This window comes from Asanoa hainanensis (genome assembly GCF_900188485.1).
Lineage (GTDB): Bacteria > Actinomycetota > Actinomycetes > Mycobacteriales > Micromonosporaceae > Asanoa > Asanoa hainanensis.
In genome coordinates this window covers 44,950-71,724 of sequence record NZ_FZPH01000006.1, presented here as the reverse complement: position 1 = coordinate 71,724, position 26,775 = coordinate 44,950, and the positions used below count along the sequence as shown (strand labels likewise).

Sequence of the window (26,775 nt, the reverse complement as noted above, 5' to 3'; positions counted from 1 at the left end):
CAAGGTCCCGGGACGCGGTCGTCCCTGGTCCGATGGCATCGGCCGCCGTCGTTCCTAGCGTCGTAGGCATGACAACAGCGATCATCACCGGCGCGTCCCGAGGCCTCGGGCGTGCCCTCACCGGCGGGCTGGCGCGGGCCGGCTGGAACGTCGTCGTCGACGGCCGCGACGGGGCCGCGCTGGCCGCCGTCGGGTTCGGACCCGGTGTCACCCCCGTCGTCGGTTCGGTCGCCGACCCCGAGCACCTCGTCGCGCTGGTCGAGGCGGCCGACCGCTACGGCGGCGCCGACCTGTTGGTCAACAACGCCGGCATCCTGGGGCCCTCGCCGCAGCCGCGGATCGCCGACTATCCGATCGAGGCGTGGCGCGAGGTCTACGAGATCAACGTGCACGCGCCGCTCGCCCTCACCCAGCTCACCCTGCCGGGACTCCGCAAGCGCGGCGGGGCGGTGCTCAACGTGACCTCGGACGCGGCCATCGAGGCGTACGCCGGCTGGGGCGGCTACGGCTCGGCGAAAGCGGCGCTGGAACAGGCGAGCCGGATCCTGGCGGCCGAGGAACCGGACGTGCGGGTGTGGTGGGCCGACCCGGGCGACCTGCGTACCCGGATGCACCAGGAGGCGTTCCCCGGCGAGGACATCAGCGACCGGCCGGAGCCGGAGTCGGTCGTGCCCGCGTTCCTCCGCCTGTTGGCCGCGCGGCCGGAGTCGGGCCGGGTCCGGGTCGCGCAGTGGTGACCGCGACCGGGTCGCCGATCGACTTCGTGCTGCCCGACGAGCTGTCGGCGCACGAGCCGCCGGAGGCCCGCGGTGTGCCACGCGACGGTGTACGGATGCTCGTCTCGACCCCGTACGCCCAAGCGCACCGGATCTTCCGGGAACTGCCCGACGTGCTATGCCCGGGCGACGTGCTGGTGGTCAACACGTCGGCGACGCTGCCGGCCGCGGCCCCGACGCTCGACGGACAGGCCGTGCATTTCTCCACGGCCAACCCGGACGGCACGTGGCTGGTGGAGCCGCGCGGCGCGTTGGCCCCGACCGCGGCCACCGGGCAACGGATCGACCTGCGCGGCGGCGGGTCGGTGACGCTGCTGGCGCCGTACTCCCGTGGTCGGCTCTGGGTCGCGTCCTTGTCCTTCGCCGATGTCCGGACATATCTGAATTCTCATGGCTCACCCATCCGGTACGACTATGTGCCGCGCGAATGGCCGTTGTCGGCTTATCAGACGGTGTTCGCCACCGAGCCCGGCAGCGCCGAGATGCCCAGCGCGGCCCGGCCGTTCACCGACCGGGTGGTCACCCGGCTGGTCGCGGCCGGCGTGCAGGTGGTCCCGATCGTGCTGCATACCGGGGTGGCGTCGGCGGAGGCGCACGAGCGGCCGTACCCGGAGTGGTTCGAAGTCCCCAACACGACGGCGCGGGTGCTCGCGGGCGCCCGGCGGGTGATCGCGGTCGGCACCACCGTGGTCCGGGCGCTGGAGACCACCGGGGGCGCGGCCGGATCGGGTTGGACCGACCTGGTGGTGACGCCGGAGCGGGGTGTGCGGGTCGTGGACGGCTTGCTGACGGGGTTCCACCCACCGCGCGCCTCGCACCTCGACCTGCTGGCCGCGGTGGCGGGTCCGGACCTGGTCGCCCGGTCCTATCGGGAGGCGCTGGCGGCCGGTTACCGCTGGCACGAGTTCGGTGACGTCAACTTGCTGCTGTCGGAGCGGGCTGTCGCGGCGGTATAGTCCCGCCGATCGAGCGCGTGCGGTGGAGGATGACGGATGTCCCAAGGTCAGCAGGTATATGACACGCCGACGTTCGACACGTCGATGCGCGGATACGAGAAGAAGCAGGTCGACCGGCACGTCGCCGACGCCGCCGACCGCATCTCGCAGCTCAACGCGGAGCGCGAGCAGGCGCACAACCACATCCGCGGCCTGAACGCCAACCTCGAGCAGATGCACGGCGAGCTGACCGAGCTCCGGGACCGGCCGCCCCGCCTGGACCGCGCGTCGTTCCGCCACCTGGGATCCATGGTCGACGAGATCCTGGCCCTGTCGGAGAAGCAGGGCCAGGCCATCGTCGACGCGGCCGGCGAGCACGCGGCCGAGATCAAGGCGGCCGCCGAGCAGGTCGTCGAGGCGGCCCACCAGGAGGCCGAGCGCCTGCGGACGCTGGGCCAGGAGGCCCGCGAGGCGGCCGAGCAGGAGGCCAAGCGCCTGCACGAGGCCAGCGTGGCCGCGGTGGAGCGGGCCGAGGGCGAGGCTCGGGCGCGCATCGAGTCGGCGCACGAGCAGACCCAGCAGGAGCTGACCCGGTGGCGCTCGGACGTCGAGCGTGAGGTCAACGAGCACCGGGCGGCGGCGCAGGAGGCCGACGAGGCCCGCGCGGCCGAGGCCGAGCAGCAGATGCAGGCCTACCACCAGCAGCTGACCATGGTGCAGAAGGAGATCGACGCGCGCCAGCAGGCGCTGGCCCAGCTCCGCAACGCGCAGGAACAGGCCCAGCAGCAGCTCGGCCAGCTCCGCCAGGACGGCGCGGCGGTCGAGAACGACCTGGCCCAGGTGACGCATCGACTGCAGGGGACGCGCCAGGAACTGAGTCAGGAACTGTCGCGGCTCGAAGCCGCCCGGCGCGGTGCGGAGCAGGTCGAGCAGCAGACGCTGGAGGCCCGGGTCCGCATGCAGCGCGAGGCGAAGCGGATGGCGGACCGGGCGGCGGCGGCCGTGATGGCCGCGGCCGCGATCAGCGAGCAGACCGGCGAGTTCAAGATGGTCGCGATCGGTCGCGACCAGGAGCCGGCGGCCGTGGCTGCGGCTCCGGCTCTGGCTCTGGCTGACGCTCCGGAGGAGCACAGCGAGCCGGTGGAGCCGCCGACCCAGCCGGAGCTTCAGCCCGAGCCCGAGCCCGAGCCCGAGCCTGAGCTGCGGGTGGAGCCGGCAGCCCCGGCCGAGGAATCGCGCTCGCTCTTCGAGCCGCGACAGCGCGTCGACGGGTGACGCGCTAGCGGGGGTGGAGGTCCGCGGCCAGGCGCCCGACGACGCTGAACTCCGGGCGTGGGTCGCTGGGAGCCGCGCGGACGTTGAGCCAGCGGGGGATCGCCCGCACCGCCGCGCGTGAGCCTGTCGCCGACAGGTCGCCGGCCCGGACGGCCTCGCGCCAGCTCAGTTCGCCGCGCCACAGGTGGGTCAGGCAGCGCAGGGTGGTTTCGACGGCCACGGCCACCGGAAGCCCCGGGTCGAAGTCACAGACGTCCGCGTCGTCCGCCGTCAGGATCAGCCACCAGCGTCGGGTCTTGGGCTCGACGTCGCCCAACTGGACGTGGATCACTGTGCGGCCGGGTGGGAGGTCGGCCCGGGAGACCTGGCGGCGCATGTCCCAGAACAGCAGATGCGGGTCGAGGTCCTCGTCGCCGAGCTCGGGCAGCCAGCGCAGGGACCAGTCGCCCAACCCGTCGACGATCTGCTGTAGATCCTTGCCCGCCGGCGTCAGCCGGTAGATGACCTTGTTGCCGTCCGGGAAGCGCTCGACCACACCCACGCGCTCCAGGCGTTGGAGCCGTTTGACCAGCAGGGCCGGCGACATGCGGGGAACGCCCCGGCGGATGTCGTTGAAGTGGCGGCTGCCCATCAACAGCTCACGGACGATCAGCAGGGTCCACCGCTCGTCCAGCACCTCGAGTGCCTTGGACACCGGGCAGAACTGGTAGTAGGTACCCATTCACCCACGGTAGGGCGGCACTCCAGTACACAAACAGAACTGGTTGGCTTCATTTCGTGAACTGACGGGCGACCCCGGTCGCGGCCGAACATCGAGGTCATGACTGACATCAAAGAATCCGTTGGAAACATGTTGGGGCTGCTGGCCGGGTACGTGGGCCACCGCACCGTCGCGACCGGCCTGCGCACCGGCCTCGTGGCGGCGCTCGCGAACGACGGCCCGGCCACGCCGGACGAGCTAGCCAGCCGCACCGCGCTGGACCCGTTCTACACGTTCGCCTGGTGCCGGGCCGCATACGGCGCGGGCGTCTGCGACCGCGCCGGCGACGTCTACCGCCTGGCCGACAACCTGGCGACCGTGCTCCTGGACGACACGTCCCCGGCGTACGTCGGTGGCGTCTTCAAGGTCCTCGAACAGCCCGAGATCTTCGACCGTTTCGAGGCCAGCCTGGCGAGCGGCGAGCGGCTGTGGTGGGACGGCTGTTCGCCTGAGTTCATCGCCGCGGTAGGCGGCACCGGCCGCCCGTTCTACCGCCGCCTCGTGCCGGGCGGGCTGGCTCAGGTTCCTGGCCTCGCGCAGCTTCTGGAGCGGGGTTGCCGGGTCCTGGACACCGCCTGCGGCTCGGGCCACGGGCTGGTCATGCTGGCGGAGGCCTACCCGAACAGTGAGATCTCCGGTGTGGACGGTGACGCCCACTCGGTGGAGGTCGCACGCTCGGTGCTCGAGGCGGCCGGCCTGACGAACATCACCGTCTGGGACAGCCCGCTGGAGAAGCTGACGGTCGACCAACCGTACGACGTGGTGATCAACAACATCTCGATGCACGAGTGCCGCGACATCGACGCGGTCGCGCGCAACGTCAAGGCCGCGCTCAAGCCGGGCGGAGTGTTCGTGATCTCGGACTTCCCGTTCGCGGACGACGACGCGGGCCTACGCACCGCCCCGGGCCGGGTGATGTCCGGCATCCAGATCTTCGAAGCCCAGATCGACGACCAACTACTACCCCGCCGGGTGTACGACGACCTGCTGGCGCGGCACGGCTTCCGCGACCTGGGGTCCGCCGCGATCACCCCGATGCACGCACTGACCTGGGGACACGCCTGATCCACGCGCGGGCTGGGCAGCCGCGCCGCACGCGCGCGGCCAGCCCGGCCTGACACCACGTACGGGGTGACGTGGTCCGTCGTCGTCGCGTGGCTGTGAGCTGATTCGGCAGCGGCGCTGGACCTGGAGGCATCGAGCTGCGACGATATGCGCACTCTCAATGCAAGAACTTTCCCTTGCCTGGAGGTGTCGTGCGCTCTCGTTTTCGAGGTCTGGTTTCTCTGGTTGTCGCACTTGTTCTTGTGCTGACCGCGACCCCCGCCCTCGCGGGTGGCAAACCCGCCGCATTCCGGCCGGTCGTCTTCGTGCACGGCAGTGCCGGGTCCGCTTCGCAGTTCGAGTCGCAGGCTCGGCGGTTGACCAGCAACGGCTATCCCGTCGAGGTCATCGAGGCGCACGAGTACGACTCGCCCAACGTCGCTACCCTGCTGCCCGCGATCTTTGCCGGGCTTGACCAGCGGGTTGACCGCCTGCGGGCCCAGACCGGGCAGGATCAGGTCGACATCGTCGCGCACTCGCTCGGGACCTTTGTCGTGCAGAGCTACCTCGCCAGTTCACCGGCCCGGGCGCAGAAGGTCGCGCACTACGTCAACCTCGACGGGCGCACCGCTGCCGCTCCGCCGGGGGCCGTGGAGACGCTCGCTGTCTGGGGCGAGGGTGACCAGACCCGCGCGATCACCGGCGCCACCAATGTCTACTTTCCCGATCAGTCGCATACCCAGACCGTGTCGTCCGAGGAGTCCTTCCGGGAGATGTTCCGGTTCTTCCGTGGGCGCTCGCCGCACACCAGCCGGATCGTGCCCAGCCGGCACGCCGAGATCTCCGGGCGGGCCGTGCTGTTCCCCAGCAACGCCGGGGTCACCGACGCGACGTTGGAGGTCTACCGGGTCAGTCCGCTGTCCGGGCGGCGGCTGTCCACACGACCGGTGCATCGCGCGGCCCTGACCGGCGACGGGGCGTTCGGGCCCGTCAAGCTCGACAGCACCGCCCGGTACGAGTTCGCGGTCGTCCGGCCCGGTGCCGCCACGCACCACTTCTACTTCCAGCCGTTCCTGCGCGACAGCGCGTTCGTCCGGCTGCTCACCAGTCGCCCGGGTGAGGGGCTCGGCGCCCTCGTCGAGACCAGCGACCGGCACACCGCGTTGACAATCCAGCGGCAGCAGGAATGGTGGGGCGACCAGGGCGCGGCCGGTGACCGGTTGTGGGTCAACGGCCGTGACATCCTCAACGCCGCCAACGCGCCGCGCGTCAAGCGCGTCATCGGGATCTTCGCCTTCGATGCGGGCCTCGACGGCCGCACCGACCTGACCGCGCCCCTGCCGGCGTTCTTCGCCCAGACCTTCATCACCGGCATGGACGTCTTCATTCCGGCGGCACGCAGGGGGCTCGTGTCCATCACCGTCGGCCAGCGCGAGGGTGGCTACGAGTCGGTCAACGTCCCGAACTGGCCGTCGGACCAACACCGCATCACCGTCAACGTCAACGACTACTAAGGCAGGGCCGCGTACCCGGCCAGCAGGATGTCGATCGCCTCCGTGAAGCGGCTGTCGAAGTCCAGGCCCGCCCGGGTGGCGATCACCTCGGTCAGGTTCGGGAACTCGGCCGGGTCGAGCTCGTCGGCGCGGTCGTCGAGGTTGGGTTCGGTGCCCTCGTGTCCGGGGGTCCGGCCCGCCTCGGCGAGCGTGTGCCCGATCGTGAACGTGGCCACGACGTTGACGACATCCATGGCCCGCCCCAGGGGTACGCCGCCCGCGCGCATCCCGGCCAGCCAGCGCTCCGACATCCGCAGCGCGTCCGGTGAGTTCACCGGGCGCGTGCCGGCCAGCGGCAGCACGCCCGGGTGGGCCAGCAGCGCCTGACGGAGCGCGTGCGCGAAAGAGCGCAGCCACGGCACCCATGAAGCTCCGGGCGAGTCGAGGTCGGCGAACGCCGTCTCCATGACCCGGTCGACCAGGCCGTCGAGCAGCGCGTCCTTGTTGGGCACGTAGTTGTAGAGCGTCATCGCCTCCACGCCCAGCGCCGCACCCAGCTTGCGCATCGACAGCGCGGGCAGGCCGTGGGCATCCACGAAGTCCAGTGCGGCGTCGAACACCTGCTCCCGGCTCAGCCCGGCCTTGGCGCCCACCCGACGTACTGCCACCACCAACACCCCTTGACGATTCTTACGGCGTAAGTCAGGCTAGCAGAAACTTACGCCGTAAGAATGGAGCTGGACATGCGGGCACTGGCGCTGACACTGATCCTGAGCGCGGTCGCGTACTTCGCGGTCACGACCCTGGTGGACGTCTATCCGCTCAACAACGTGCGCGACGCCAAGCGCAAAGAGCAGTGGACCGAGGTCGCCGTCAACGCCCCCGTCATGGCGCTGCCCGCGGCACTCCTGGCGGTGTCACCCACCTGGGGCTACGTCGCCGGCGCGCTCGAACTGCTCATCGTGGCCGGCGGGCTGCTGCTGTGGTGGCTGCCCTACCTGGTCGGGGTCACCGTGCCATGGGCCACCGCCGGCACCGGCGTGACCTGGGCACAACTTCACGCCCGCACGTACGCGCGGACGCTGATCGTGCTGCCGAGGATCGGCGACCGCCCGCGCCCCAACCTCGAGCACATGATCCTGCACGCGCTGATGCTGGCGGTCGCGGTCGCCACGTTCGCGGCGGCGGGCTAACCCACGCGGGGCTGCGGCACGGTCGTGGGCACAGTGGACTCACGAATTACCAGCCGGCACGGCTGTCGCACGACGCCCACCGAAGGAGTGCCGTCGAGCGCCCCGAACAGGTGCTCGACGGCCGTCGCGCCGAGCTGTTCCAGGTTGAGGTCCACAGTGGTCAACGGTGGCCGGCAGTCGGTGGCGAAGTCCTCCCAGTTGTCGTAGCCGACGATCGCGACGTCGTCCGGGATCCGCCGGCCGAGGTCGAGCAGCGTCTGCGAGACGCCCGTGGCGATCTGGTCGTTGCCGCAGAAGATGGCGTCGGTCTCGGGCTCGGCGCTGAGCAGCATGCGGGCGGCGTGCCGGCCCCAGCGCTGCGACCACTCGCCGTAGAGCGGGTCGCCGGCCGGCGCGAGATCGTGTTCGGCCAGCACCTCCCGCATGCCGGTCACCCGGTCACGGGCCGCCCGGTAGCTGTGCGGGCCGGTGATGTGGGCGATCCGCCGGCGGCCGAGGGCGACCAGGTGCTCCACCGCCAGGCGCGCGCCACCCTCGTCGTCGGCCAGCAGCGAGAAGTCGCCCGGGTCGGCGGACTCGCCGTAGACGTAGACCACCGGCACCGGGATGTCGCGGGTGAGCGACGGCCGGATGTCGTTGCTGTCGCCGAGCACGATGAAGCCGTCGACCCGGCGGGCCAGCAGCGTGCGGATGTAGTGCGCCCGGCGGATGGCGTCGCCGCGGGCGTCGCAGAGGAGCACCGACATCTGCTCGTTGCCGAGCGCGTTCTCGGCGCCGAGCAGGATCGGGATGGAGAACCGGCCGCCGAGCTCGTCGGTGAGCAGGCCGATGGTCCGGGTGCGGCCGACGATCAGACCGCGGGCCAGCGCGTTGGGGTGGAACGACAGCTCGCTCGCCGCCGCGAGGACCCGCTGGCGGGTCGCGGCGGCCACCTGCGCCCGGTCGTTGAGCGCCTTCGACGCCGTGGCGACCGAGACACCGGCCCGGCGCGCGACGTCGGACAGCGTCACGGCCTGCGTGCGGTGCCGGCCCATGAGAAACACCTTTCGCCAACGTTTTCTGTTGCTGCGGGCAACGTATCAGCAAGCAGCGGGTTTTCGGGATGGCCGATTTGGCATCTTGCCGAAAAGGTTTTCGGAGTCCAGAGTGAGCGCCATCACGAAACCTGGAGGTAACAACGGTGGCAGCTTCCGACCCCACCGGCGGCCGGCCGGTGGACCCGTCCCGCGGCGCGTTGCGCCCGCTCGGCCTGGCCGAGGCGCGGATCACGGCGGGGTTCTGGGCCGACCGGCAGCGCGTCATCAGCGAGGGCAGCCTGGACCACGCCCGGGCCTGGATGGACAAGGTCGGTTGGACCGGCAACTTCACGATCGGCGCGGCCACCGGGCCGGTCGAACACCGGGGCCGGGAGTTCGCCGACTCCGAGGTCTACAAGCTGATCGAGGCGATGTCGTGGGAGACCGGCCGCCGCGCCGACCCGGCTCGGGTCCGGGAGATCGACGAGCTGGTCGCGCTGATCGGCGGCGCGCAGGAGCCCGACGGCTACCTCAACACCGCGTACGGCCGGGACGGCCAACAGCCGCGCTGGAGTGACCTGCGTTGGGGCCACGAGCTCTACTGCGCGGGCCACCTGCTGCAGGCCGCAGTGGCCAACACCCGGGTGCACGGCCCGGGCCCGCTGCTCGACATCGCCCGCAAGGTAGCTGACCACATCTGCGCGACCTTCGGAAAAGACGGCAACAGCGGGATCTGCGGCCACCCGGAGATCGAGCCTGCCCTGGTCGAGCTCTACCGGGTCACCGGGGAGCGCCGCTACCTCGACCAGGCCGCGCTGTTCGTGGAGCGGCGCGGGCACCAGAGCCTGCCGCCGCACCAGTTCGGCGCGTCCTACTTCAGTGACGACATCCCGGTGCGCGCGGCCACCGTCCTGCGTGGACACGCGGTCCGCGCGCTCTACCTGGCCTGCGGCGTGGTCGACGTCGCCGTCGAGACCGGCGACGACGAGCTGCTCGAGGCCGTCGCCGCGCAGTTCGACCGCACCTGGGCCAGGCGCACCTACCTGACCGGCGGGATGGGCTCGCGGCACATGGACGAGGCGTTCAGCGACGACTTCGTGCTGCCGTCGGATCGCGCCTACTCGGAGAGCTGTGCCAGCGTCGCCGCGGTCATGCTGGCCTGGCGCCTGCTGCTGGCGACCGGCGAGGCCCGCTACGCCGACGTGATCGAGCGGATCCTCTACAACGTGGTCGCGACCGCGATCGACGACGACGGCCGCGCCTTCTTCTACGCGCACAGCCTGCACCAGCGCACGCCGACCCGGGCGTTGCCCGACGACGAGGAGCAGCTCGGCTTCGGCGGCGGCCCGCGGGCGCCCTGGTTCGAGGTCTCCTGCTGCCTGCCCAACGTGTCCCGGCTGTTGGCCGCGCTGAGCACCTACGTCGCCGCCGCCGACGACGAGGGCCTCCGGATCATGCAGTACGCGGACGCGACGATCGACACGACGCTGGCCGACGGGCGCCGGGTGGCGCTGGAGACCTCCACCGCGTACCCGGTCGACGGCGACGTGACCATCCGGATCACCGCCACCGACGGCGGCGAGTGGCCGCTGACCCTGCGGATCCCCGCCTGGGCCGAGGGCGCGACCGTCGACGGGGTGACGCGAGCCGCCGGTGCGACCGTGACCGTGCGGCGGGCCTTCGTCGCGGGCGACGAGGTGCGGCTGCACCTGCCGATGGCGCCCCGGTTCACCTCGCCCGACCCGCGGATCGACGCGGTCCGCGGCTGCGTCGCGGTCGAGCGTGGCCCTGTCGTCTACTGCGCCGAGTCGCCGGTGGCCGAGCCGCTGGGCGACCTCGACCAACTCCGGGTCGACCCGCGCCGGGCGCCGGCGGACCACGGCGACGGCGTCGAGGTGTGGGGTGGGCTCGCCACCGAGACCGACGCTGCCTGGCCCTACGCAGGAGCCACCGCCGACGACCCGCCGCTCGGGTTGGTTCGACTGCTGCCTTACCACCGCTGGGCCCGTCGTGGTCCCGCCACGATGCGGGTCTGGCTGCCAACTGTCCAATCCCCTCGCGCAAGGAGCACGGATGGCTAGATATCGAGCACGACGCGTCCTCGCTGTCACCGCGGCGGCGCTACTGATGGCCGTGGCGGCCTGCGGCAACGACGACACGGCCGGCGGCGGCACGGTTGCCGCCTCGGCCGACGACGGCGCCACCCTGACCCTGTGGACCAGGGCCGCCACCGAGTCGGTCTCCAAGGCGTACGCGGAGAAGTACAACGCCACGCACAAGAACAAGGTCGAGGTGACCGCGTACCCCAACGAGGAGTACCCGGCCAAGCTGGCGTCGGCCGCCGGCGCGAAGTCGCTGCCGGACCTGTTCGCCTCCGACGTGGTGTTCGCCGCGCAGTACGCCTCGCAGGGCCTGTGGGTCGACCTGACCGACCGGTTCGGCGCGCTCGACGTCAAGGACAAGGTCGCTCCGGCGCACGTGAAGGCCGGCACCTGGGAAGGCAAGAACTACGCGGTCCCGCACACGATCGACATGTCGGTGATGCTCTACAACAAGGACCTCTACGCGAAGGCCGGCCTCGACCCGGAGAAGCCGCCGACCACGCTCAAGGAGTTCGCCGACCACGCTCGCAAGATCGACAAGCTGGGTGGCGACATCAACGGCACCTACTTCGGCGGCAACTGCGGCGGCTGTGTCGAGTTCACCTTCTGGCCGTCGGTCTGGGCCGCGGGCGGTGGCGTCCTGGACGCCGAGGGCAACAACGCGAAGGTCGACTCCAAGGAGATGGCCGACGTCTTCGCCCTCTACCGCTCGCTCTACGACGAGGGCGTCGCCGCTCCGGCGTCGAAGGACGAGGCCGGGCCGACCTGGCTCGGTGCGCTCCAGGGCGGCAAGGTCGGCATCGCACCCGGTCCTTCGGTCTGGCTCGGCCTGATCGAGGAGAAGGGCGTGAAGATGGGCGTGGCGCCGATTCCCGGTCCGGACGGGGGCGAGTCCACGTTCGTGGGCGGCGACGCGATCGGCATCGGCGCCACCAGCACCAAGGTGGCCCAGGCGTGGGACTTCCTGGCCTGGACGATGTCCGACGAGGCGCAGGTCGAGGTCGTCGCGAAGAACAAGGGCGTGCCGACCCGCACCGACCTGGCGTCGAACAAGTACTCGTCCGCCGACCCGCGGATCGTGCTGATCAACTCCCTGATGGCCAAGGGCCAGACGCCGTACGCCCGCAACTTCAACGCGTCCTTCAACGACCCGCAGAGCCCGTGGCTGCAGACCGTGCGAGGGGCCCTGTTCGGGGACGCGGCGTCGGCGCTCAGCAGCGGCAACACCGCCATCACCAAGTCACTGCAACAGAGCTGACCCTGCTCGTGGTGGGGGTCCGGTCGGCCGTCCGGACCCCCATCCCCAACCGAGAAGGACGAAGATGACCATCGTGACCACCCCGCGCCGGGCACAGCGGGCCGAGCAGGCCGGCCCACCGCCGGCTCGCCGCCGCTTCCGACGCCAGACCCGTCGTGCCTGGCTCGGCATCGCGTACGCCAGCCCGACGGCCGTCATGGTCGCGTTGTTCTTCCTCACCCCGCTGGTGCTCGTCGGCTGGATGTCGCTGCATCGCTGGCCGCTGCTGGCCCCGCCGACCCTCAACGCGCCGGACAACTTCACCACCATCGGCGACAACGAGCTCGTCCGGTCCGCCACCTGGTTCACCATCAAATACACGGTGATCATCACCGTGCTGCTCTTCGCGGTGTCGCTGGGGCTGGCGCTGCTGGTCCAGCACCGCCGGCGCGGCGTCGGGTTCTTCCGCACCGCGTTCTTCCTGCCGATGGCGGTGGGCTTCGCGAGCGCCTCGCTGCTCTTCCTCGGCCTGCTCAGCGACGAGATCGGGCCGGTCAGCGACCTGTTGCGGGGCATCGGGCTGATCGACGGCTACGTCTCGTGGACCAGCGGCAGCGCCAACTCCGCGCTGGGCTCCGCGGTCGTGCTGGTGCTCTGGCGGTTCGCGGGCTTCAACATGCTGATCCTGTTGACCGGCCTGCAGGCCATCCCGCCGGAGATCTACGAGGCGGCCCGGGTCGACGGCGCCAGCCGGTGGCAGACCTTCCGCAGCATCACCCTGCCGCTGCTGCGGCCGACGATCGCCCTTGTGCTCACGCTCATGGTGACCGGCTCGCTGCTGGCCTTCGACCAGTTCTGGATCCTGACCAGGGGCGGTCCCGACAACAGCACCACGTCGCTGGTCATGGTGATCTACCGCGAGGCGTTCATCCGCCTCGACCTCGGCTCCGCGGCCGCCATCTCGGTGGTGCTGCTGGTCGTCCTGGTCGTCTTCAACGTCATCCAGCTCGGCGTGCTGCGCCGCCGGTCGAACTAGGGGCAGCGCGATGAACCGTTCCCGCATCGGATACTCGGTCACCGGTGGCGCGCTGGCCATCCTGTTCCTGTTCCCGTTGCTGTGGAGCGGGTGGGCCTCGGTGCGCACCGGCTCCGGTTTCGGCCTGGAGAACTACGACCGGCTGTTCACGTCCGACAACGGCGTGCGGCCGCAGCACGTGCTCAACAGCCTGGTGGTCAGCGTGCTGACCGTCGGCGGCACCCTGTTCGTCGCGACCCTCGGCGGCTACGCCTTCGGCCGGTTCAAGTTCCCCGGCCGCGACGTGCTCTTCCTGGTCACCCTGGCGATCCTGATGGTCCCGTACGCGACGATTCTGATCGCCCTCTACGTGCTGCTCGGCTGGATCGGCCTGGAAGACTCGCTGGTCGGCCTGAGCCTCGTGCTCGTGATGTTCCAGCTCCCGTTCTCGATCTTCATGATGCGCAACTCGTTCGAGGCCGTGCCACGTGAGCTCGAGGAGTCCGCCCAGATGGACGGGTGTGCCAGTGTCGGCACGCTGGTCCGGATCATGCTGCCGGCGGTCAAGCCGGGCCTGATCACCGTCGGGCTGTTCGCGTTCCTCACCTCGTGGAGCGAGTTCTTCGCGCCGCTCATCCTGCTCAACTCGACGGACAAGTTCACCACCACGCTCGCCGTGGTCAACATGCGCACGGCGAGCCACGGCTCCATCGACTACGCGGCGCTCGAAGCCGGCGTGGTCTTCATGGCCGTGCCCTGCCTGATCCTGTTCGCGTTCATGCAGCGCAGCTACGTCCGAGGCTTCACCTCGGGCGCCATCAAGGGGTAACAACCCGGACTCCCCGGCTCCACGGGCGGACTCCGGTTCAAGAAATTGATCTTCATCAATGTACGGAGAGGAGTCCCCATGAACACCCGAAAAGCCCTGGCCAGCACAGCGAGCATCCTGGTGACGGCCGGGCTCGCTCTCGTCACGGGCGGCGCCCCGGCTCACGCCGCGCCCGGCGACAACCTGGCCTGGACGGCGACGCCCAGCGCCTCCTACACCTCGCCCTGGGAGAGCGTCGCCGCGATCCGCGACGGCGTCGACCCGCCCCGGTCCAACGACACCGCGAACCCGCGCTGGGGCACCTGGCCCAACCAGGGCCAGCAGTGGGTGGACCTGACCTGGACGGCGGCGCAGACCATCCGGGCCGCCGAGGTCTACTTCTTCGACGACGGTGGCGGCGTCCGCCTGCCGTCCTCGTGGCGGGTGCAGAGCTGGAACGGCAGCGCCTACGTCGACGTGTCCGGCGCCAGCGGCTACCCGGTGGCCGCGGACCGCTACAACTCCGTCACCTTCACCGCGGTCAGCACCACCCGGCTGCGCGTCGTGCTCCAAAGCGGAGCCGGGTCGGTCGGGCTGTTGGAGGTCAAAGCGCACAGCGCGACGACGACGCCGCCGCCGACAAGTGGTTGGAACCCGCCCAGCAACCTCGTCACCCCACTGGGCCAGGTCTGGACGCACCAGGAGCAGACCTACAACAACGGCAACCTGTACGCGTTCCGCAACTACGGCTGGGACCAGCTGTTCGCCAACCGCGGCTACATCAACTACTGCGTGCGGTGGGACTCGTCGGCGTCGGTCACGGCCGCGCAGCGCGACCAGGTGCACGCCGCCCTGGCCCGCCAGTATCGCAAGTGGATGGCCGAAATGTTCGGGCACAACGGTTTCCCGTACAGCGACGTGCCGGTCCGGGTGGTCGGTTGGGCCGTGCGGGACCGCGCCCAGCTCCAGTGGTCCGACACCTCCGTCGACATCTACGTCGGCGACATCCGCGAGAACGCGCCCCAGTGCGGTGCGCCGTGCGGGCGGTTCTTCAACCAGAGCGGTCAGTACCCGAACTGCCCGGGTGGTGCCGCGCGGCACTACGACCACTCGCTCTGGCTGACCGACGGCTTCGGCGGCGGCGCGGGCGGCGACTGGGGTCAGCGGATGGGCCGCGAGTACTTCATGAACAACCTCAACGCCGAGAACATGACGATCCTCCTCCACGAGATCGGGCACACCTACGGTCTCGACGATTTCTACGACTGGACGCCCAGCGGTGTCGGCGGCTTCATCATGCGCGCCGGCAGCGCTTCGTCGATCACCGAGTTCGACCGGTGGATGCTGCGCGACTGGTGGCGCCACCTGAAGAACCGGTACGGCTATTAACCCTTCTGTGAAAGGTGCCGCGCATGCACAGACCCCCGCTGTCGCGCCGGACCGTCCTCAAGGCCGGCGCGGCAACGGCGGTGGCCACCACCGCCGCCGTCGCGCTACCCACCACCGCACAGGCAGCCCGCCCCGACTCCGGTGTCTCGGCGTATGCCTTCCCGCTCTCCGCCGTCCGGCTGCTCGCCGGACCCTTCCAGGCCAACGCCGGCCGGACGATGTCCTACCTGACGTTCCTCGACGCGGACCGGCTCCTGCACATGTTCCGCCTCAACGCCGGCCTGGCCTCGTCGGCCACCGCGTGCGGCGGTTGGGAGTCGCCGACCACGGAACTGCGCGGCCACTCGATCGGGCACGTGCTCACCGCGCTCGCCCAGGCGTACGCCAGCACCGGTGACACGTCCTACAAGACCAAGGGCGACTACATCGTCACCCAGCTCGGGTTGTGCCAGGACCGGGCCACCGCCCGCGGCTTCAACACCGGCTACCTCTCGGCGTACCCGGAGAGCTTCATCGACCGGGTCGAGACCGGCCAGGCGGTCTGGGCGCCCTACTACACGCTGCACAAGATCATGGCTGGCCTGCTCGACATGCATCTGCTGGCCGGCAACGCCCAGGCGCTGACGATCCTCAACCGCAAGGCCGCCTGGGTGCAGTTCCGCAACAGCCGGCTGACGCTGGCGCAGCGCCAGGCGATGCTGCGCACGGAGTTCGGCGGTGTCGGCGAGACCCTCTACAACCTCTACCAGTACGGCGAGAACGCCGCGCACCTGACCACGGCGCAGTATTTCGACCACGCCCAGATCTTCGACCCGCTGGCCAACAACAGCGACCAGCTCAACGGGTTCCACGCCAACACGCAGATCCCCAAGGCGCTCGCGGCGATCCGCGGTTTCCATGCCACGGGCACGACCCGTTACCGCGACATCGCGTCGAACTTCTGGAACTTCGTGGTCAACCAGCACTCGTACGCGATCGGCGGCAACTCCAACGGAGAGTATTTCCAGCCGCCGAACGCCATCGCCAGCGAGCTCTCGGACTCGACCTGTGAGTGCTGCAACTCGTACAACATGCTCAAGCTGACCCGGCAGTTGTTCTTCACGTTCCCGAACCGGGCCGCCGAGCTCATGGACTTCTACGAGAAGGCGCTCTACAACCACCTGCTCGGCGCCCAGAACCCGAGCTCGTCGCACGGCTTCCACTGCTACTACGTGCCGCTGCGGGCGGGCGGCATCAAGACGTACAGCAACGACTACAACAACTTCACCTGTTGCCACGGCACGGGAATGGAGACCAACACGAAGTACGGCGAGAGCATCTACTTCTACAACGGCAACACGTTGTACGTGAACCTGTTCATCGCGTCCACGCTGACCTGGCCCGGGCGCGGCATCACGATCCGGCAGGACACGACCTATCCCGAGACGTCGACCAGCCGGCTCACCATCACCGGGTCCGGCGCCATCGACCTGCGGGTGCGCATTCCGTCCTGGACTTCGGGCGCGCAGGTGCGGGTCAACGGCACGCTGACCGGCTCGCCGACCCCCGGCAGCTACCTGACCATCAACCGGACCTGGGCCAGCGGCGACACGGTCGACATCAGCCTGCCGATGTCGCTGGCGATCGAGCCGACTCCCGACAACTCCGCCGTCCGCGCCGTCAAGCACGGACCGATCGTGCTCGCCGGCCAGTACGGCACGACGAACCTGTCCGCACTGCCCACGCTCAGTGCCAGCTCGCTGGCCGCCACCAGCACGCCGTTGCAGTACACCGCGACCGCTTCGACGGGGTCGGTCACGCTGCTGCCGTTCTACAAGACGCACGGCGTGCGCTACACCGTCTACTGGAACGTCACCACGACGCCGACGCTGCCGGCGTTCGTCGCCCACTACCAGTTCGACGAGTCGTCCGGCACCACGGCGTCCGACGCGACAGGCAACGGGCGCACGGCGACCCTGTCCAGCGGCGCCGGGCGGACCACCGGCCGCACCGGCAACGCGGTCAACCTCAGCGGCTCCAGCCAGTACGTGACGCTGCCGTCGGGCATCCTGGCCGGCGCCACCTCGTTCACCGTCGCCACCTGGGTCCGGGTCACCACCCTGGCCACCTGGGCCCGGCTGTTCGACTTCGGCAGCGGCACCGGCACCAACATGTTCCTCGTGCCGCGCAGCGGCAGCGGCACCGCCCGCTACGCCATCACCGCGGGCGGGGCGGGCGGCGAGCAGCGCATCGACGCGCCGGCCGCCCTGCCCGCCGGGGTGTGGACGCACGTCGCCATCACGCACACCGGCAACCTCGGCATCCTCTACGTCAACGGGGCCGAGGTGGCGCGCAACTCCGCGCTCACCAACCGGCCCTCGATCCTCGGCACGACGACCCAGAACTGGATCGGGCGCTCGCAGTACAGCGGCGACCCGTATCTCAACGCGGCCGTCGACAGCTTCCGCGTCTACAGCCGCGCGCTGTCGGCCAGTGAGATCGCCTCCCTCAACTCCTCCGGTTCGTAAGGGAGCTGTTGTCATGCGCAAACGAGTGGCCATCGCCTGCGGGGTGGTGACGCTGGCGGCCGCGGTGCTGTTCGGCGTCGCCGCGCAGGCCGCCAACCCGGTCATCACCGCCATCTACACCGCCGACCCGGCGCCGCTGGTCGTCGGCGACACCATGTACATCTACACCGGCCGCGACGAGGCCTCGACCAGCCAGCAGAACTTCGTCATGCGCGAGTGGCACGTGCTCTCCTCGACGGACGCCGCCACCTGGACCGACCGCGGCGTGCGGGCGAACATCGCCACGTTCCCGTGGGCCGGCGCCGACGCGTGGGCCAGCGAGGTGGAGCCGCGCAACGGCCGCTACTACTGGTACACCTCCATCAACGGCAACGGCGCGGGCTGGATGAACATCGGCGTCGCGGTCGGTGACAGCCCGCTGGGCCCGTTCACCGACGCCAAGGGCGGCCCGTTGATCAGCGACAGCACCGCCAACTCGTCCGGTCTGAACATCGACCCGACGGTGTTCGTCGACGACGACGGCCAGGCCTACATGTACTGGGGCGGCTACTGGGCACCGCGGGCCGTCCGGCTGGCGTCCAACATGATCGACACCGTCGGCTCGGTGGTCACCCCGACCGGGCTCACGAACTATTGGGAAGCCCCGTTCATGTTCAAGCGCAACGGTCTGTACTACATGATCTACGCGGCGAACGACACGAACGGTTGCGTGACGTCGTCGAGCTACGCCTGCCAGCGGTACGCGACGGCGACCAACCCCATGGGGCCGTGGACCCACCGTGGCATCGTGCTCGGCCAGGTCTCGTCGACCACCAACCACGCGGGCGTGGTCGAGTTCAACGGCCAGTGGTACATGGTCTACCACAACGCGAACGCGCCCGGCGGCGGCAACTTCCGCCGCTCGGTGGCCGTCGACCGGATGTACTTCAACAGCGACGGCACGATCCAGCGGGTGGTGCAGACCACCACCGGCCCGCCGTCCAACCCAGGCGGCCCGACCACGCCGCCGACGTCTGGCACGAACATCGCGCCCAGCGCCGCGGCATCGACGTCCTATGTGTCCTCCTGGGAGTCGCTGGCAGCCATCAACAACGGCGGCACGCCGGCCAACTCCCAGGACCGGTCGAACCTGGCGTACGGGAACTGGCCGCAGCAGGGCACCCAGTGGATCGAGTACCAGTGGCCGTCGGCCCGGTCGATCAACCGGGTGGCCACGTACTGGTTCGACGACAACCAGGGCATCGACCTGCCCGCGTCGTGCCAGGTGCAGTACTGGAACGGCAGCGCGTACGTCGCCGTACCCGGTCAGTCGGCCTGCGGGGTGGCCGGCAACACGTTCAACTCGACGACCTTCAACACGGTCAGCACGACCAGGTTGCGGCTGTCGATCACGTCTCGCTCCGGGCTGTCCACCGGAGTCCTCGAATGGCAGGCATTTCAGTCCTAGGAGGTGAGCCCCAATGTCCCTGCGTACCCGCCGTCCCCGACTGGCCGCCGGCCTCGTCGCCGTTCTCACCGGCAGCCTGTTGAGCGTCATCGCCGCTACCCCCGCCCACGCCGCACAGACCATCGGCTTCCCCACCTTCAACAACACCGGCTCGATTCCGCAGCCCCCGGTCGGCTACAACACCGGCAGCACCATGCAGGCCATCTACGACGCCGAGAGCTCCGGCACCGACTTCTGGATGGACCGGCTGCTCGGCCGTTCCGGCAACGACCCGGCCGGCACCTGGCTGATGACCCGCGGCCGGGGCGCGTACATGAACACGCACACGCCCTCGGTGATCGGGTTCGGTGGCAACGCCGCCTACTGGGACAACATCAGCAGCCAGGGCGCCTACACGATCACGCCGTCGCCCGGCACATTCACCGAGCAGTCGGCGCAACGGTTCCAGGCGCCGAGCTACTGGCGTAGCGTGCACACCAGCGGGTCGATCCGGATCACGGTCACGAAGTTCATCACGCACAACAACGTGATGGTCACCAACCTGGACGTCGCCAACACCGGCACGGCGTCGGCGACCGTCTCGCTGCGGGCCGTCTCGCCGTACGCGGCGACCGGCAGCGGCACCGAGCTCACCGGCACGCGGGCGGTCAAGAACAACCTGACCACCCTGTTCCCGCGGTTCTCCGGTGACGGGTTCACGGTCAGCAGCGGCGGGCTCACCCGTTCGGTGACCGTCGGCGCTGGCCAGACCGTGACCACCAAGGTGCAGCTCGGCCTGGTGGCCAACGAGATCCCGGCGTCGCTGACCGAGTACAACAGCTACCGGGGCTTCACGCCGGCGACGGCGTACGCCACCCACGTGCGGGCCTACAACCAGTGGTGGGCGACGAACCTGCCGTACATCGACGTGCCCGACGCCGCCATCAAGAAGAACATCTACTACCGCTGGTGGTTGATGCGTTACAACTACCTCGACGTCGACATCCCGGGCCAGGACTACCAGTTCCCGCAGTCGATCGAGGGCGTCACCGGCTACAACAACGCGATCGTGCTGACCCAGCCGATGCACATCGACGACCTGAAGTACCTGCGATCGCCCGAGTACTCGTACGGTCCCTGGCTGTCGATCGGGCAATATTCGGCCAACGGGCGGTTCGTCGACAACCCCGGTGACCCGGAGAACTGGTCCAACTCCTACACGCAGTACGTGTCGGAGGCCGCCTGGAAGGCCTTCCAGATCCATGGTGGACAGCCGGCGTTGCTCCAGAACTTCGCGCGCTACGCGGAGGGCGACGCCAAGGGCCAGCTCTCCTATTACGACACCAACAACAACGGTGTCATCGAGTACAACTGGGGTGCGTTGACCGGCAACGACGCCGACGCGGTGTCGTTCCACTGGCGGTCCGGCAACCTGGACCGGGCCGAGACGGCCTACGTCTGGGCCGGTGCCGTCGCTTCGCAGCAGGCGTACGCGATGCTCGGCAACACCGCCAAGGCCACCGAGCTGCAGACGCTGGCCGACCGGATCCGCAACGGCGTCATCAACACGCTGTGGAACCCGTCCCGGCAGCTGCTCGAGCACAAGCACGTCAGCACGAACGCCTTCGTGCCGTGGAAGGAAATCAACAACTACTACCCGTACTCCGTGGGCCTGATGCCCAACACCGCGCAGTATCGCGAGGCGCTGCGGCTGTTCGCCGACCCGGCGGACTACCCGATCTTCCCGTTCTACACCGCGAACCAGCGGGACAAGGCCGCCGCGGCGGCCGCGGGCCAGCCGGGCAGCAACAACTTCTCCACCATCAACTCGACGGTGCAGTTCCGGCTCTACTCGTCGGCGCTGCGCAACTACCCGAACTCCTGGATGACCAACGACGACTACAAGAAGCTGCTCTACTGGAACGCCTGGGCGCAGTATCCGGGCGGCGACACCCGCTACCCGGACGCCAACGAGTTCTGGGCCGACTGGAACGGCAGCAGCATCCAGTACCGCTCGTGGATCCATCACAACATCCTGGGCAGCAGCAACTGGACCGTCATCGAAGACGTCGCCGGGCTGCGGCCGCGCGCCGACGCGCAGATCGAGCTCTCCCCGATCAACATCGGCTGGACGCACTTCGCGGTCAACAACCTGCGCTACCGCAACGCCAACCTGTCGGTCGTCTGGGACGACCCGGCCGACGGCGTGACCCGCTACAGCGGCGTGCCGCAGGGCTACTCCATCTATCTCAACGGCACCCGGGTGGCCACCGTCGACCGGCTCACCCGCGTGCTCTACAACCCCGCCACCGGTGCGGTCACGTTCCCGTCCGGCTCTGGCGTGGTCAACTTCAGCACCTCGTTCTCGGGCCTCCAGACCCCGCAGAACGTCAACCTGAACAGCGCCCGGATGGTCGACATCGCGGCCAAGGCCGGCGTCGACCTGACCTCCACCCTGCCCAACCTCGCGTCGGGTGCGTCGGTCTCGGCCTCGTACACCGCGTCGGGCACCTCGACGGCCGGTGCCGTCGACGGCCTCCCGACCAACGCCCCGATCTGGGGTGCGTACGGGAGCCCCAACAGCTCGGACTGGTACGAGGTGAACTTCGGGACCAGCCGGGCGGTGGACGAGGCGCGGATCTACTTCCGCAACGACCGGGCGACCAACCGGTACCGGCCGCCGGCGTCGTACACCGTGCAGTACTGGAACGGCAGCGCGTTCGTGGCGGCCGGCAACCAGGTGAAGACGCCGGGCACGCCGCAGTCCAACTACAACAAGGTGAGCTTCACGCCGGTCAACACGACCCGGCTGCGGGTGCAGTTCACGCACGCCTCGGGGTCGGCCAAGACCGGGTTGACCGAGCTGAAGCTCTACAACCGCGGTGGCACGAACCCGGATCCGGATCCCGATCCCGAGCCTGGGGGGAACCTCGCTCTGTCGGCGACGCCGTCCGCGTCGTACACCTCGTCGTGGGAGAGCGTCGCGGCCATCAACGACGGCATCGACCCGCCCTCGTCGAACGACACCGTGAACGACCGCTGGGGAACCTGGCCCAACACGGGCGCCCAGTGGGCGGAGCTGACCTGGTCGTCGGCGCAGACGCTGTCGTCGGCCCAGGTCTACTTCTTCGACGACAACGGCGGTGTACGCGTGCCGGCGTCGTGGACGCTGCAGTATTGGAACGGAAGCTCCTATGTGAACGTTCCGTCGGCGAGCGGCTATCCGGTCGCGCTCAACGCCTACAACACCGTGACCTTCGGGCAGGTGAGCACCACCCGGTTGCGCGTCGCGCTGACCAGCGGTGCGGGCTCGGTCGGCCTGCTCGAAGTGAAGGCGTTCAGCTAGCCGGTGCCTGGGGCGGGCCCTTCTTCGGGAGGGTCCGCCCTGCTATTTCAGGCGGGTGGCGAGGCCGTCGAGGACGACCTCGAGGCCGTAGGCGAACTTCGCGTCGCGCACCGCTGCGGGGTCTTCCGTCAGCTCGCCGCCGAGCGCGACCACGAACTCGGCCTCCGTCTGGCCCGCGCGGGCGACGGAGGTGAGCCAGGCCGCCTCGGCCGTGGTCATGCCGTTGACGTACGACAGCAGCGTGTCGAGGGCGCCCGTCGGCTCGGGATAGCCGGCGGCGGTGAACAGGTCGACCAGGCCGTTGCTGAACGCGCCGAGGTTGGGGCCGAGCTGGGCCATGCCGGTCTGCCCGAGCAGCGCGCCCAGCCAGGCGTGGCGCAGCGCCGTCGTGCGGAACGACTGGGCGGCCGCGCGCGCGGCGGTCCGCCAGTCGGTGCCGGCAGGCTGCACGGTGATCTCGCCGAACACCTCGTCGACGGCGAGCTCGATCAGCTCGTCCTTGGTCGCCACGTGCCGGTAGAGCGACGTGGCGCCGGCGTTGAGCCGGGCGCCGAGCTTGCGCATGCTCAGCGCGTCCGCGCCCTCCGCGTCGAGCATCACGATCGCCTCGCGGACGATGGCGGCCCGGCTCAGGGTGTAGGACGCCCCTCATGGAAAACCGCAACCCGCACCGCTGGTGGATCCTCGTGGTGCTGTGCCTGAGCAGCCTCGTGCTGGTGGTCGACAGCATGGCCCTGACCGTCGCGGTGCCGCACATGACCGCCGAGCTTGGCGCCACCGCGCAGGACATGCAGTGGATCCTCGACTCCTACATCCTGGTGTTCGCCGGGCTCCTGCTGACCTCGGGCAGCCTCGGCGACCGGTTCGGCCGACGCAAAGTAATGATCATCGGCCTGGTGCTCTTCGGGGCCGCGTCACTGGCCGCCACGTTCGTCTCGGACCCGGGGCAGATGATCGCGGTCCGGGTCGCGATGGGCATCGGCGGCGCGCTGATCATGCCGTCGACGCTGTCCATCCTGATCACCGTCTTCGACGAGACCGAACGGCCCAAGGCCATGGCCGCCTGGGGTTCGGTGTCGATGCTCGGCCTGGTCGGCAGCCCGGTGCTCGGTGGCCTGCTGGTCGACCGCTTCGCCTGGCAGTCGATCTTCTGGATCAACGTGCCGATCGTCGCCCTCGCCATCGTCGCCGCGCTCGTCCTCATGCCGGAGTCGAAGGGCCCGTGGCAGAAGCCGGATCCGATCGGCGCGGTGCTGTCGGCCGTGGGCATGACCGCCCTGGTCTGGTGGATCATCGAGCTGCCCAAGCACGGCGCGTTCGGCGACCGCGCCGGCATCACGCTGGCGGTCGCGGTGGTCGGCCTGGTCGGCTTCGTGGTCTGGGAGAACATCACGCCGGCTCCGATGGTGCCCCTGGGCCTGTTCAAGCACCGCAGGTTCAGCGGCGGCTCGCTGTCGCTGTCGCTCGTGCAGATCGGCAACGGTGGGCTGCTGCTGGTGCTGACCCAGTACCTGCAGTTCGTCCTCGGCTACTCGCCCCTGAAGGCCGGCCTGGCCTTCGTGCCACTGGCGGTCGCGGCCCTGGCCGGCAACGGTGCTGGCGTGAAGCTGGTCGCCGCGATCGGCGAGCGCTTCGTGATGCTGGTCGGGATGGTCGTCATGGCCGGTTCGTTCGTGTTGCTGACCACGGTCTCGGCCACCACCGGGTTCGTCGTCCCGGCCATCGCGCTGGGCTTGCTCGGTCTGGGTGCGGGCCTGGCGATGCCGGCCGCGGTCACCGCGCTCATGGGCGTCATCCCGCCGGAGCAGGCGGGTGTCGGTGCGGCGCTCAACGACACGATCCAGCAGGCCGGCTCGGCGCTCGGCATCGCGATCCTGGGCTCGCTGCTGACCAACGGCTACGCCAACCGGATGCCGGCCGGCGTGCCGGAGGAGGCGCTGCACTCGATCGCAGGAGCCCTCGGCGACCCCGGCCTGGGTTTGGCGGACACCGCTCGTGCGGCCTTCACTGGGGCGATGTCGACCACCTTCACGATCAGTGCGATCGGTGTGCTCGCCGCCGCGGTGGTCGCCACCGTGATCATGCGGGACCGCAAGCCGGCTCCCTCCGTGGCGGAGCAGGAGCTCGAGCTCGTCGCCTGACACGACGAAGGCCGGCGCCCGATCACGGGCACCGGCCTTTGTTCATGTCGGTGTGGCTAGGCGGGCGGCGGCGACAGGTAGAAGCCGGCCTGGTCGACGACGATGTGCACCGGCTTGGCGCTGCTGTTGTAGACCATGAACGCGCCGTCGTGCAGGCCGACGGTGACCAGGTTGGCGATCGTCTCGTTCACGCCGAAGTTGATGACCGAGGCGGTCGGGCGGGGCTGGCCGGCGGGGTAGACGGTCAGGTAGCCCGGCGACTGCGTGCCGGTCACGGTCAGGTTGGCCACGACGGCGGTGGCCGGGCAGCCGTACTCGTAGCAGCTGTCGTCGTAGGTGGAGATCTCGTACGCCTGGCCGGCGCCGAGGGTGATGCCACGTTCCCGGGTGTCGAAGATCCGGCGCGGGGTGAGCGGCAGGTAGGTGTCGGCGACGCCCGGCGCGAAGTAGCCGCTGAGCTCGGCGAGGACGTGGACGGTGCCGCTGCCGCCGTACGCGAACGAGATCTTCTGGTCGACGACGGGTGCGATGACCATGTTGTTGGCCGTCTGCCCGGTGACGAAGTTGAGGTTCGACGTCGCTGGAACGGCTCCACCCGGCGGGAAAGCGGTGAGGTACCCGCCGGCGGTGGGCTTGGTGACCGCGACGTTGAGCAGCACCGCGGTGGTGCCGGCCGGGACCTTGGACGAGAGGTCGACCGTCACCCGGCCGTTCGGGCCGAGCGGCGCGGTGCCCGGCACGCCGAGGGCCGACCGGGTGTCGAGCACCCGGGCCGGGGTGTTCGACGTCAGACCCAGGCCTGCGTTCCCGTAGTAGCCGGCGAGGTCGGCGAGCACGTGCACGGTGCCGGCGCTGCCGTTCTTGATCTTCACCTTGCCGTTGGCGACGGGCACGGTGACGAGGTTGGGGATCGTCTGGTTCGCCGCGAAGTTGATGTTCGACGCGATGGGCTCGGTCGTGGGGTAGACCTTGAGGTAGCCGTTGGTGGTCGGGTTCGTCACGGTCACGTTGAGCACGACCGCGTCGCTGTTGGCCGCCGGGGCGGGCAGCGCGAGCTCGATCTCCTCGTGCGGGTTGAGCGGGGTCGTGCGGTTCACACCGACGGCGGCCTTGGTGTTGAGCACCCGCTGCGGCGTGACCGCGGTGAACGCGGCGCCTAGCATCAGACAGTTGCTCTTGAGGTATTCAGCCGGATAGCGGCGGAACCCGTCTTCGCTGGTCCTGACCGAGACGCAGGACAGGCCGGCGTGAGCGAAGGTGAACCGGCCGGTGCGGTCGAGGATGGTTTTGCCCCCGGACTGCAGAGCGACGGCTCCGACCGGCCCGTCCACCGTCCACGGGGAGGTGACCGTGGCCTTCGTTTCGGTCTCGAACGTGCCGCCACCGCGTACGCGGGCGGTGGTGCTGGTGAACGTCAGGCTGGGCAGGAGCTCGGTCGCGCCGCGGTCGACGAAACCGCCACCGCTGTTGGCGGTGTCGGGCTTGTCGGCATGCGCGTTGCCGAAGAGGTCGGTGGCGGGCAGCCCGGGCGCGTCGGCCCAGGCGGAGTCGATAGCGGGTGAGTCGAGGTTCAGACCCCACCCGACGTCGTCCAGTTCGTAGCCACCCTTGACCTTCGCGTCCGCGCCGATGTCGTGGGCGCCTTGGCCGGTGGCAGTGTGGAACGCGGCCGGGTCCGGGTAGGTCGTGTCGTCCCAGACGTAGGCCGCCGCGCCCGGCACCGGGTCGATCACGTTGTAGTCGATGCGGCTGCCCGTCGTCGCCGCGCTGGCGACGGAGACCGCCGGCGCGGTCGCCGGGTCGGCGTTGCCGCTGCAGCCGGCGACGTCAGCCAACCTGGTCCGCACGATGGTGTTGTAGAGCCCGAACTCGGTCGACGCTCCGGTCACCGTGACGCCCGGGACGCAGTTGGTGACGATCGTGTTGTTGGTCAGAGTGGTCCGCGGCGCGTCGGTCACCACGATCGCCGGCACGATCGGACCTACGCTGGACCAGATTCCCTCGACGCTGTTGGCGGACACCACGGTGTCAGTGGCGCCGGCGCCGACGTTGACGAACGACCCGACGGCCGCCCGGCCGACCATGCCGCTGACCCGCACTCGGTGCGAGTCGCCCTTGATGTCGACGCCCGGGCCTCTGACCGACGTGAGCCAGCCGTTGGTGAGGACAATGTCCGTCGAGTCCTGGATGGCGACGGCGGAGTTGGTTCCCTCGGGGCGGCGGAGGCCGCGCCGGCAGACAGACCGGTCGCCGCCAACACCCCGATCGCCAGTAGCGCCGTTCTACGACTTGTTCGCATCTCGTTCTCCCCG

At 69.7% G+C, this 26,775-nt stretch carries 20 protein-coding genes; 15 read left to right on the top strand and 5 right to left on the bottom strand.

The features are described from left to right. Window positions 1–68: 68 nt before the first annotated feature. Genes CHC05_RS16505 through CHC05_RS41485 form a run of 3 tightly spaced genes read left to right on the top strand, consistent with a single transcriptional unit; the run spans window position 69 to window position 2,986 of the window. Window positions 69–737: an SDR family oxidoreductase gene (locus CHC05_RS16505; RefSeq protein WP_089249697.1), complete on the top strand. Its 669-nt coding sequence runs from the start codon at window positions 69–71 to the stop codon at window positions 735–737. Next, window positions 734–1,732, top strand: coding sequence for an S-adenosylmethionine:tRNA ribosyltransferase-isomerase (locus CHC05_RS16500; RefSeq protein ID WP_089250343.1), 999 nt, complete (start codon window positions 734–736; stop codon window positions 1,730–1,732). Before CHC05_RS16505 ends, CHC05_RS16500 begins: the two co-directional genes overlap by 4 nt. A gap of 36 nt (window positions 1,733–1,768) precedes the next feature. Further along, window positions 1,769–2,986 carry a coiled-coil domain-containing protein gene (locus tag CHC05_RS41485; RefSeq protein WP_089249695.1) on the top strand — a complete coding sequence of 406 codons (1,218 nt, stop codon included), beginning with the start codon at window positions 1,769–1,771 and terminating at the stop codon, window positions 2,984–2,986. A gap of 4 nt (window positions 2,987–2,990) precedes the next feature. On the opposite strand, the gene CHC05_RS16490 is transcribed toward CHC05_RS41485, so the two are convergent. Beyond that, entirely contained in the window at window positions 2,991–3,707 is a 717-nt protein-coding gene (locus CHC05_RS16490) for a winged helix-turn-helix transcriptional regulator (protein ID WP_089249693.1), read from the bottom strand. Window positions 3,708–3,806: 99 nt separating this feature from the next. On the opposite strand from CHC05_RS16490, the gene CHC05_RS16485 reads away from it, so the two are divergent. Next, window positions 3,807–4,811: a class I SAM-dependent methyltransferase gene (locus CHC05_RS16485; RefSeq protein WP_089249691.1), complete on the top strand. Its 1,005-nt coding sequence runs from the start codon at window positions 3,807–3,809 to the stop codon at window positions 4,809–4,811. Between the two features lie 242 nt (window positions 4,812–5,053). Continuing rightward, entirely contained in the window at window positions 5,054–6,304 is a 1,251-nt protein-coding gene (locus CHC05_RS16480; protein WP_245870927.1) for an alpha/beta fold hydrolase, read from the top strand. On the opposite strand, the gene CHC05_RS16475 is transcribed toward CHC05_RS16480, so the two are convergent. After that, window positions 6,301–6,951 carry a TetR/AcrR family transcriptional regulator C-terminal domain-containing protein gene (locus tag CHC05_RS16475; protein ID WP_218824570.1) on the bottom strand — a complete coding sequence of 217 codons (651 nt, stop codon included), beginning with the start codon at window positions 6,949–6,951 and terminating at the stop codon, window positions 6,301–6,303. The two genes, CHC05_RS16480 and CHC05_RS16475, sit on opposite strands and share 4 nt — an antisense overlap. 75 nt (window positions 6,952–7,026) lie before the next feature. On the opposite strand from CHC05_RS16475, the gene CHC05_RS16470 reads away from it, so the two are divergent. Beyond that, window positions 7,027–7,476 (top strand): hypothetical protein, encoded by a 450-nt coding sequence (locus tag CHC05_RS16470; protein WP_179266220.1) that lies wholly within the window; start codon window positions 7,027–7,029, stop codon window positions 7,474–7,476. Here CHC05_RS16470 and CHC05_RS16465 read toward each other — a convergent pair. Beyond that, window positions 7,473–8,510 (bottom strand): LacI family DNA-binding transcriptional regulator, encoded by a 1,038-nt coding sequence (locus CHC05_RS16465; protein WP_089249685.1) that lies wholly within the window; start codon window positions 8,508–8,510, stop codon window positions 7,473–7,475. The two genes, CHC05_RS16470 and CHC05_RS16465, sit on opposite strands and share 4 nt — an antisense overlap. A 146-nt stretch (window positions 8,511–8,656) precedes the next feature. On the opposite strand from CHC05_RS16465, the gene CHC05_RS16460 reads away from it, so the two are divergent. The 8 genes from CHC05_RS16460 to CHC05_RS16425 all read left to right on the top strand — a co-directional run bounded on the left by CHC05_RS16460 (window position 8,657) and on the right by CHC05_RS16425 (window position 22,322). Further along, window positions 8,657–10,573, top strand: coding sequence for a glycoside hydrolase family 127 protein (locus tag CHC05_RS16460; RefSeq protein ID WP_179266219.1), 1,917 nt, complete (start codon window positions 8,657–8,659; stop codon window positions 10,571–10,573). Continuing rightward, window positions 10,566–11,852: an ABC transporter substrate-binding protein gene (locus CHC05_RS16455; RefSeq protein ID WP_089249681.1), complete on the top strand. Its 1,287-nt coding sequence runs from the start codon at window positions 10,566–10,568 to the stop codon at window positions 11,850–11,852. Before CHC05_RS16460 ends, CHC05_RS16455 begins: the two co-directional genes overlap by 8 nt. Before the next feature lie 64 nt (window positions 11,853–11,916). After that, window positions 11,917–12,867 (top strand): carbohydrate ABC transporter permease, encoded by a 951-nt coding sequence (locus CHC05_RS16450; RefSeq protein WP_089249679.1) that lies wholly within the window; start codon window positions 11,917–11,919, stop codon window positions 12,865–12,867. A gap of 10 nt (window positions 12,868–12,877) precedes the next feature. Continuing rightward, window positions 12,878–13,675 (top strand): carbohydrate ABC transporter permease, encoded by a 798-nt coding sequence (locus CHC05_RS16445; protein WP_089249677.1) that lies wholly within the window; start codon window positions 12,878–12,880, stop codon window positions 13,673–13,675. Between the two features lie 78 nt (window positions 13,676–13,753). Beyond that, entirely contained in the window at window positions 13,754–15,043 is a 1,290-nt protein-coding gene (locus CHC05_RS41480) for a cellulose-binding protein (RefSeq protein ID WP_245870925.1), read from the top strand. 23 nt (window positions 15,044–15,066) lie between these two features. After that, window positions 15,067–17,550 carry a glycoside hydrolase family 127 protein gene (locus CHC05_RS16435; protein ID WP_089249675.1) on the top strand — a complete coding sequence of 828 codons (2,484 nt, stop codon included), beginning with the start codon at window positions 15,067–15,069 and terminating at the stop codon, window positions 17,548–17,550. A 13-nt stretch (window positions 17,551–17,563) separates the two neighbouring features. Further along, on the top strand, window positions 17,564–18,997 hold the full coding sequence (locus tag CHC05_RS16430; RefSeq protein ID WP_089249673.1) for a glycoside hydrolase family 43 protein: 1,434 nt from the start codon (window positions 17,564–17,566) through the stop codon (window positions 18,995–18,997). A gap of 13 nt (window positions 18,998–19,010) precedes the next feature. After that, window positions 19,011–22,322, top strand: a complete 3,312-nt coding sequence (locus CHC05_RS16425) for a discoidin domain-containing protein (protein WP_089249671.1) — start codon at window positions 19,011–19,013, stop codon at window positions 22,320–22,322. Between the two features lie 42 nt (window positions 22,323–22,364). On the opposite strand, the gene CHC05_RS16420 is transcribed toward CHC05_RS16425, so the two are convergent. Then, window positions 22,365–22,940, bottom strand: coding sequence for a TetR/AcrR family transcriptional regulator (locus tag CHC05_RS16420; RefSeq protein ID WP_281257684.1), 576 nt, complete (start codon window positions 22,938–22,940; stop codon window positions 22,365–22,367). Between the two features lie 32 nt (window positions 22,941–22,972). On the opposite strand from CHC05_RS16420, the gene CHC05_RS16415 reads away from it, so the two are divergent. Beyond that, a complete protein-coding gene (locus tag CHC05_RS16415) occupies window positions 22,973–24,463 on the top strand; it encodes an MFS transporter (RefSeq protein ID WP_089249667.1) in 1,491 nt (496 codons plus the stop codon). A gap of 56 nt (window positions 24,464–24,519) precedes the next feature. On the opposite strand, the gene CHC05_RS16410 is transcribed toward CHC05_RS16415, so the two are convergent. Then, complete coding sequence (locus CHC05_RS16410; protein ID WP_179266218.1) at window positions 24,520–26,547, bottom strand: hypothetical protein; 2,028 nt, start codon at window positions 26,545–26,547, stop codon at window positions 24,520–24,522. Window positions 26,548–26,775: the final 228 nt, after the last annotated feature.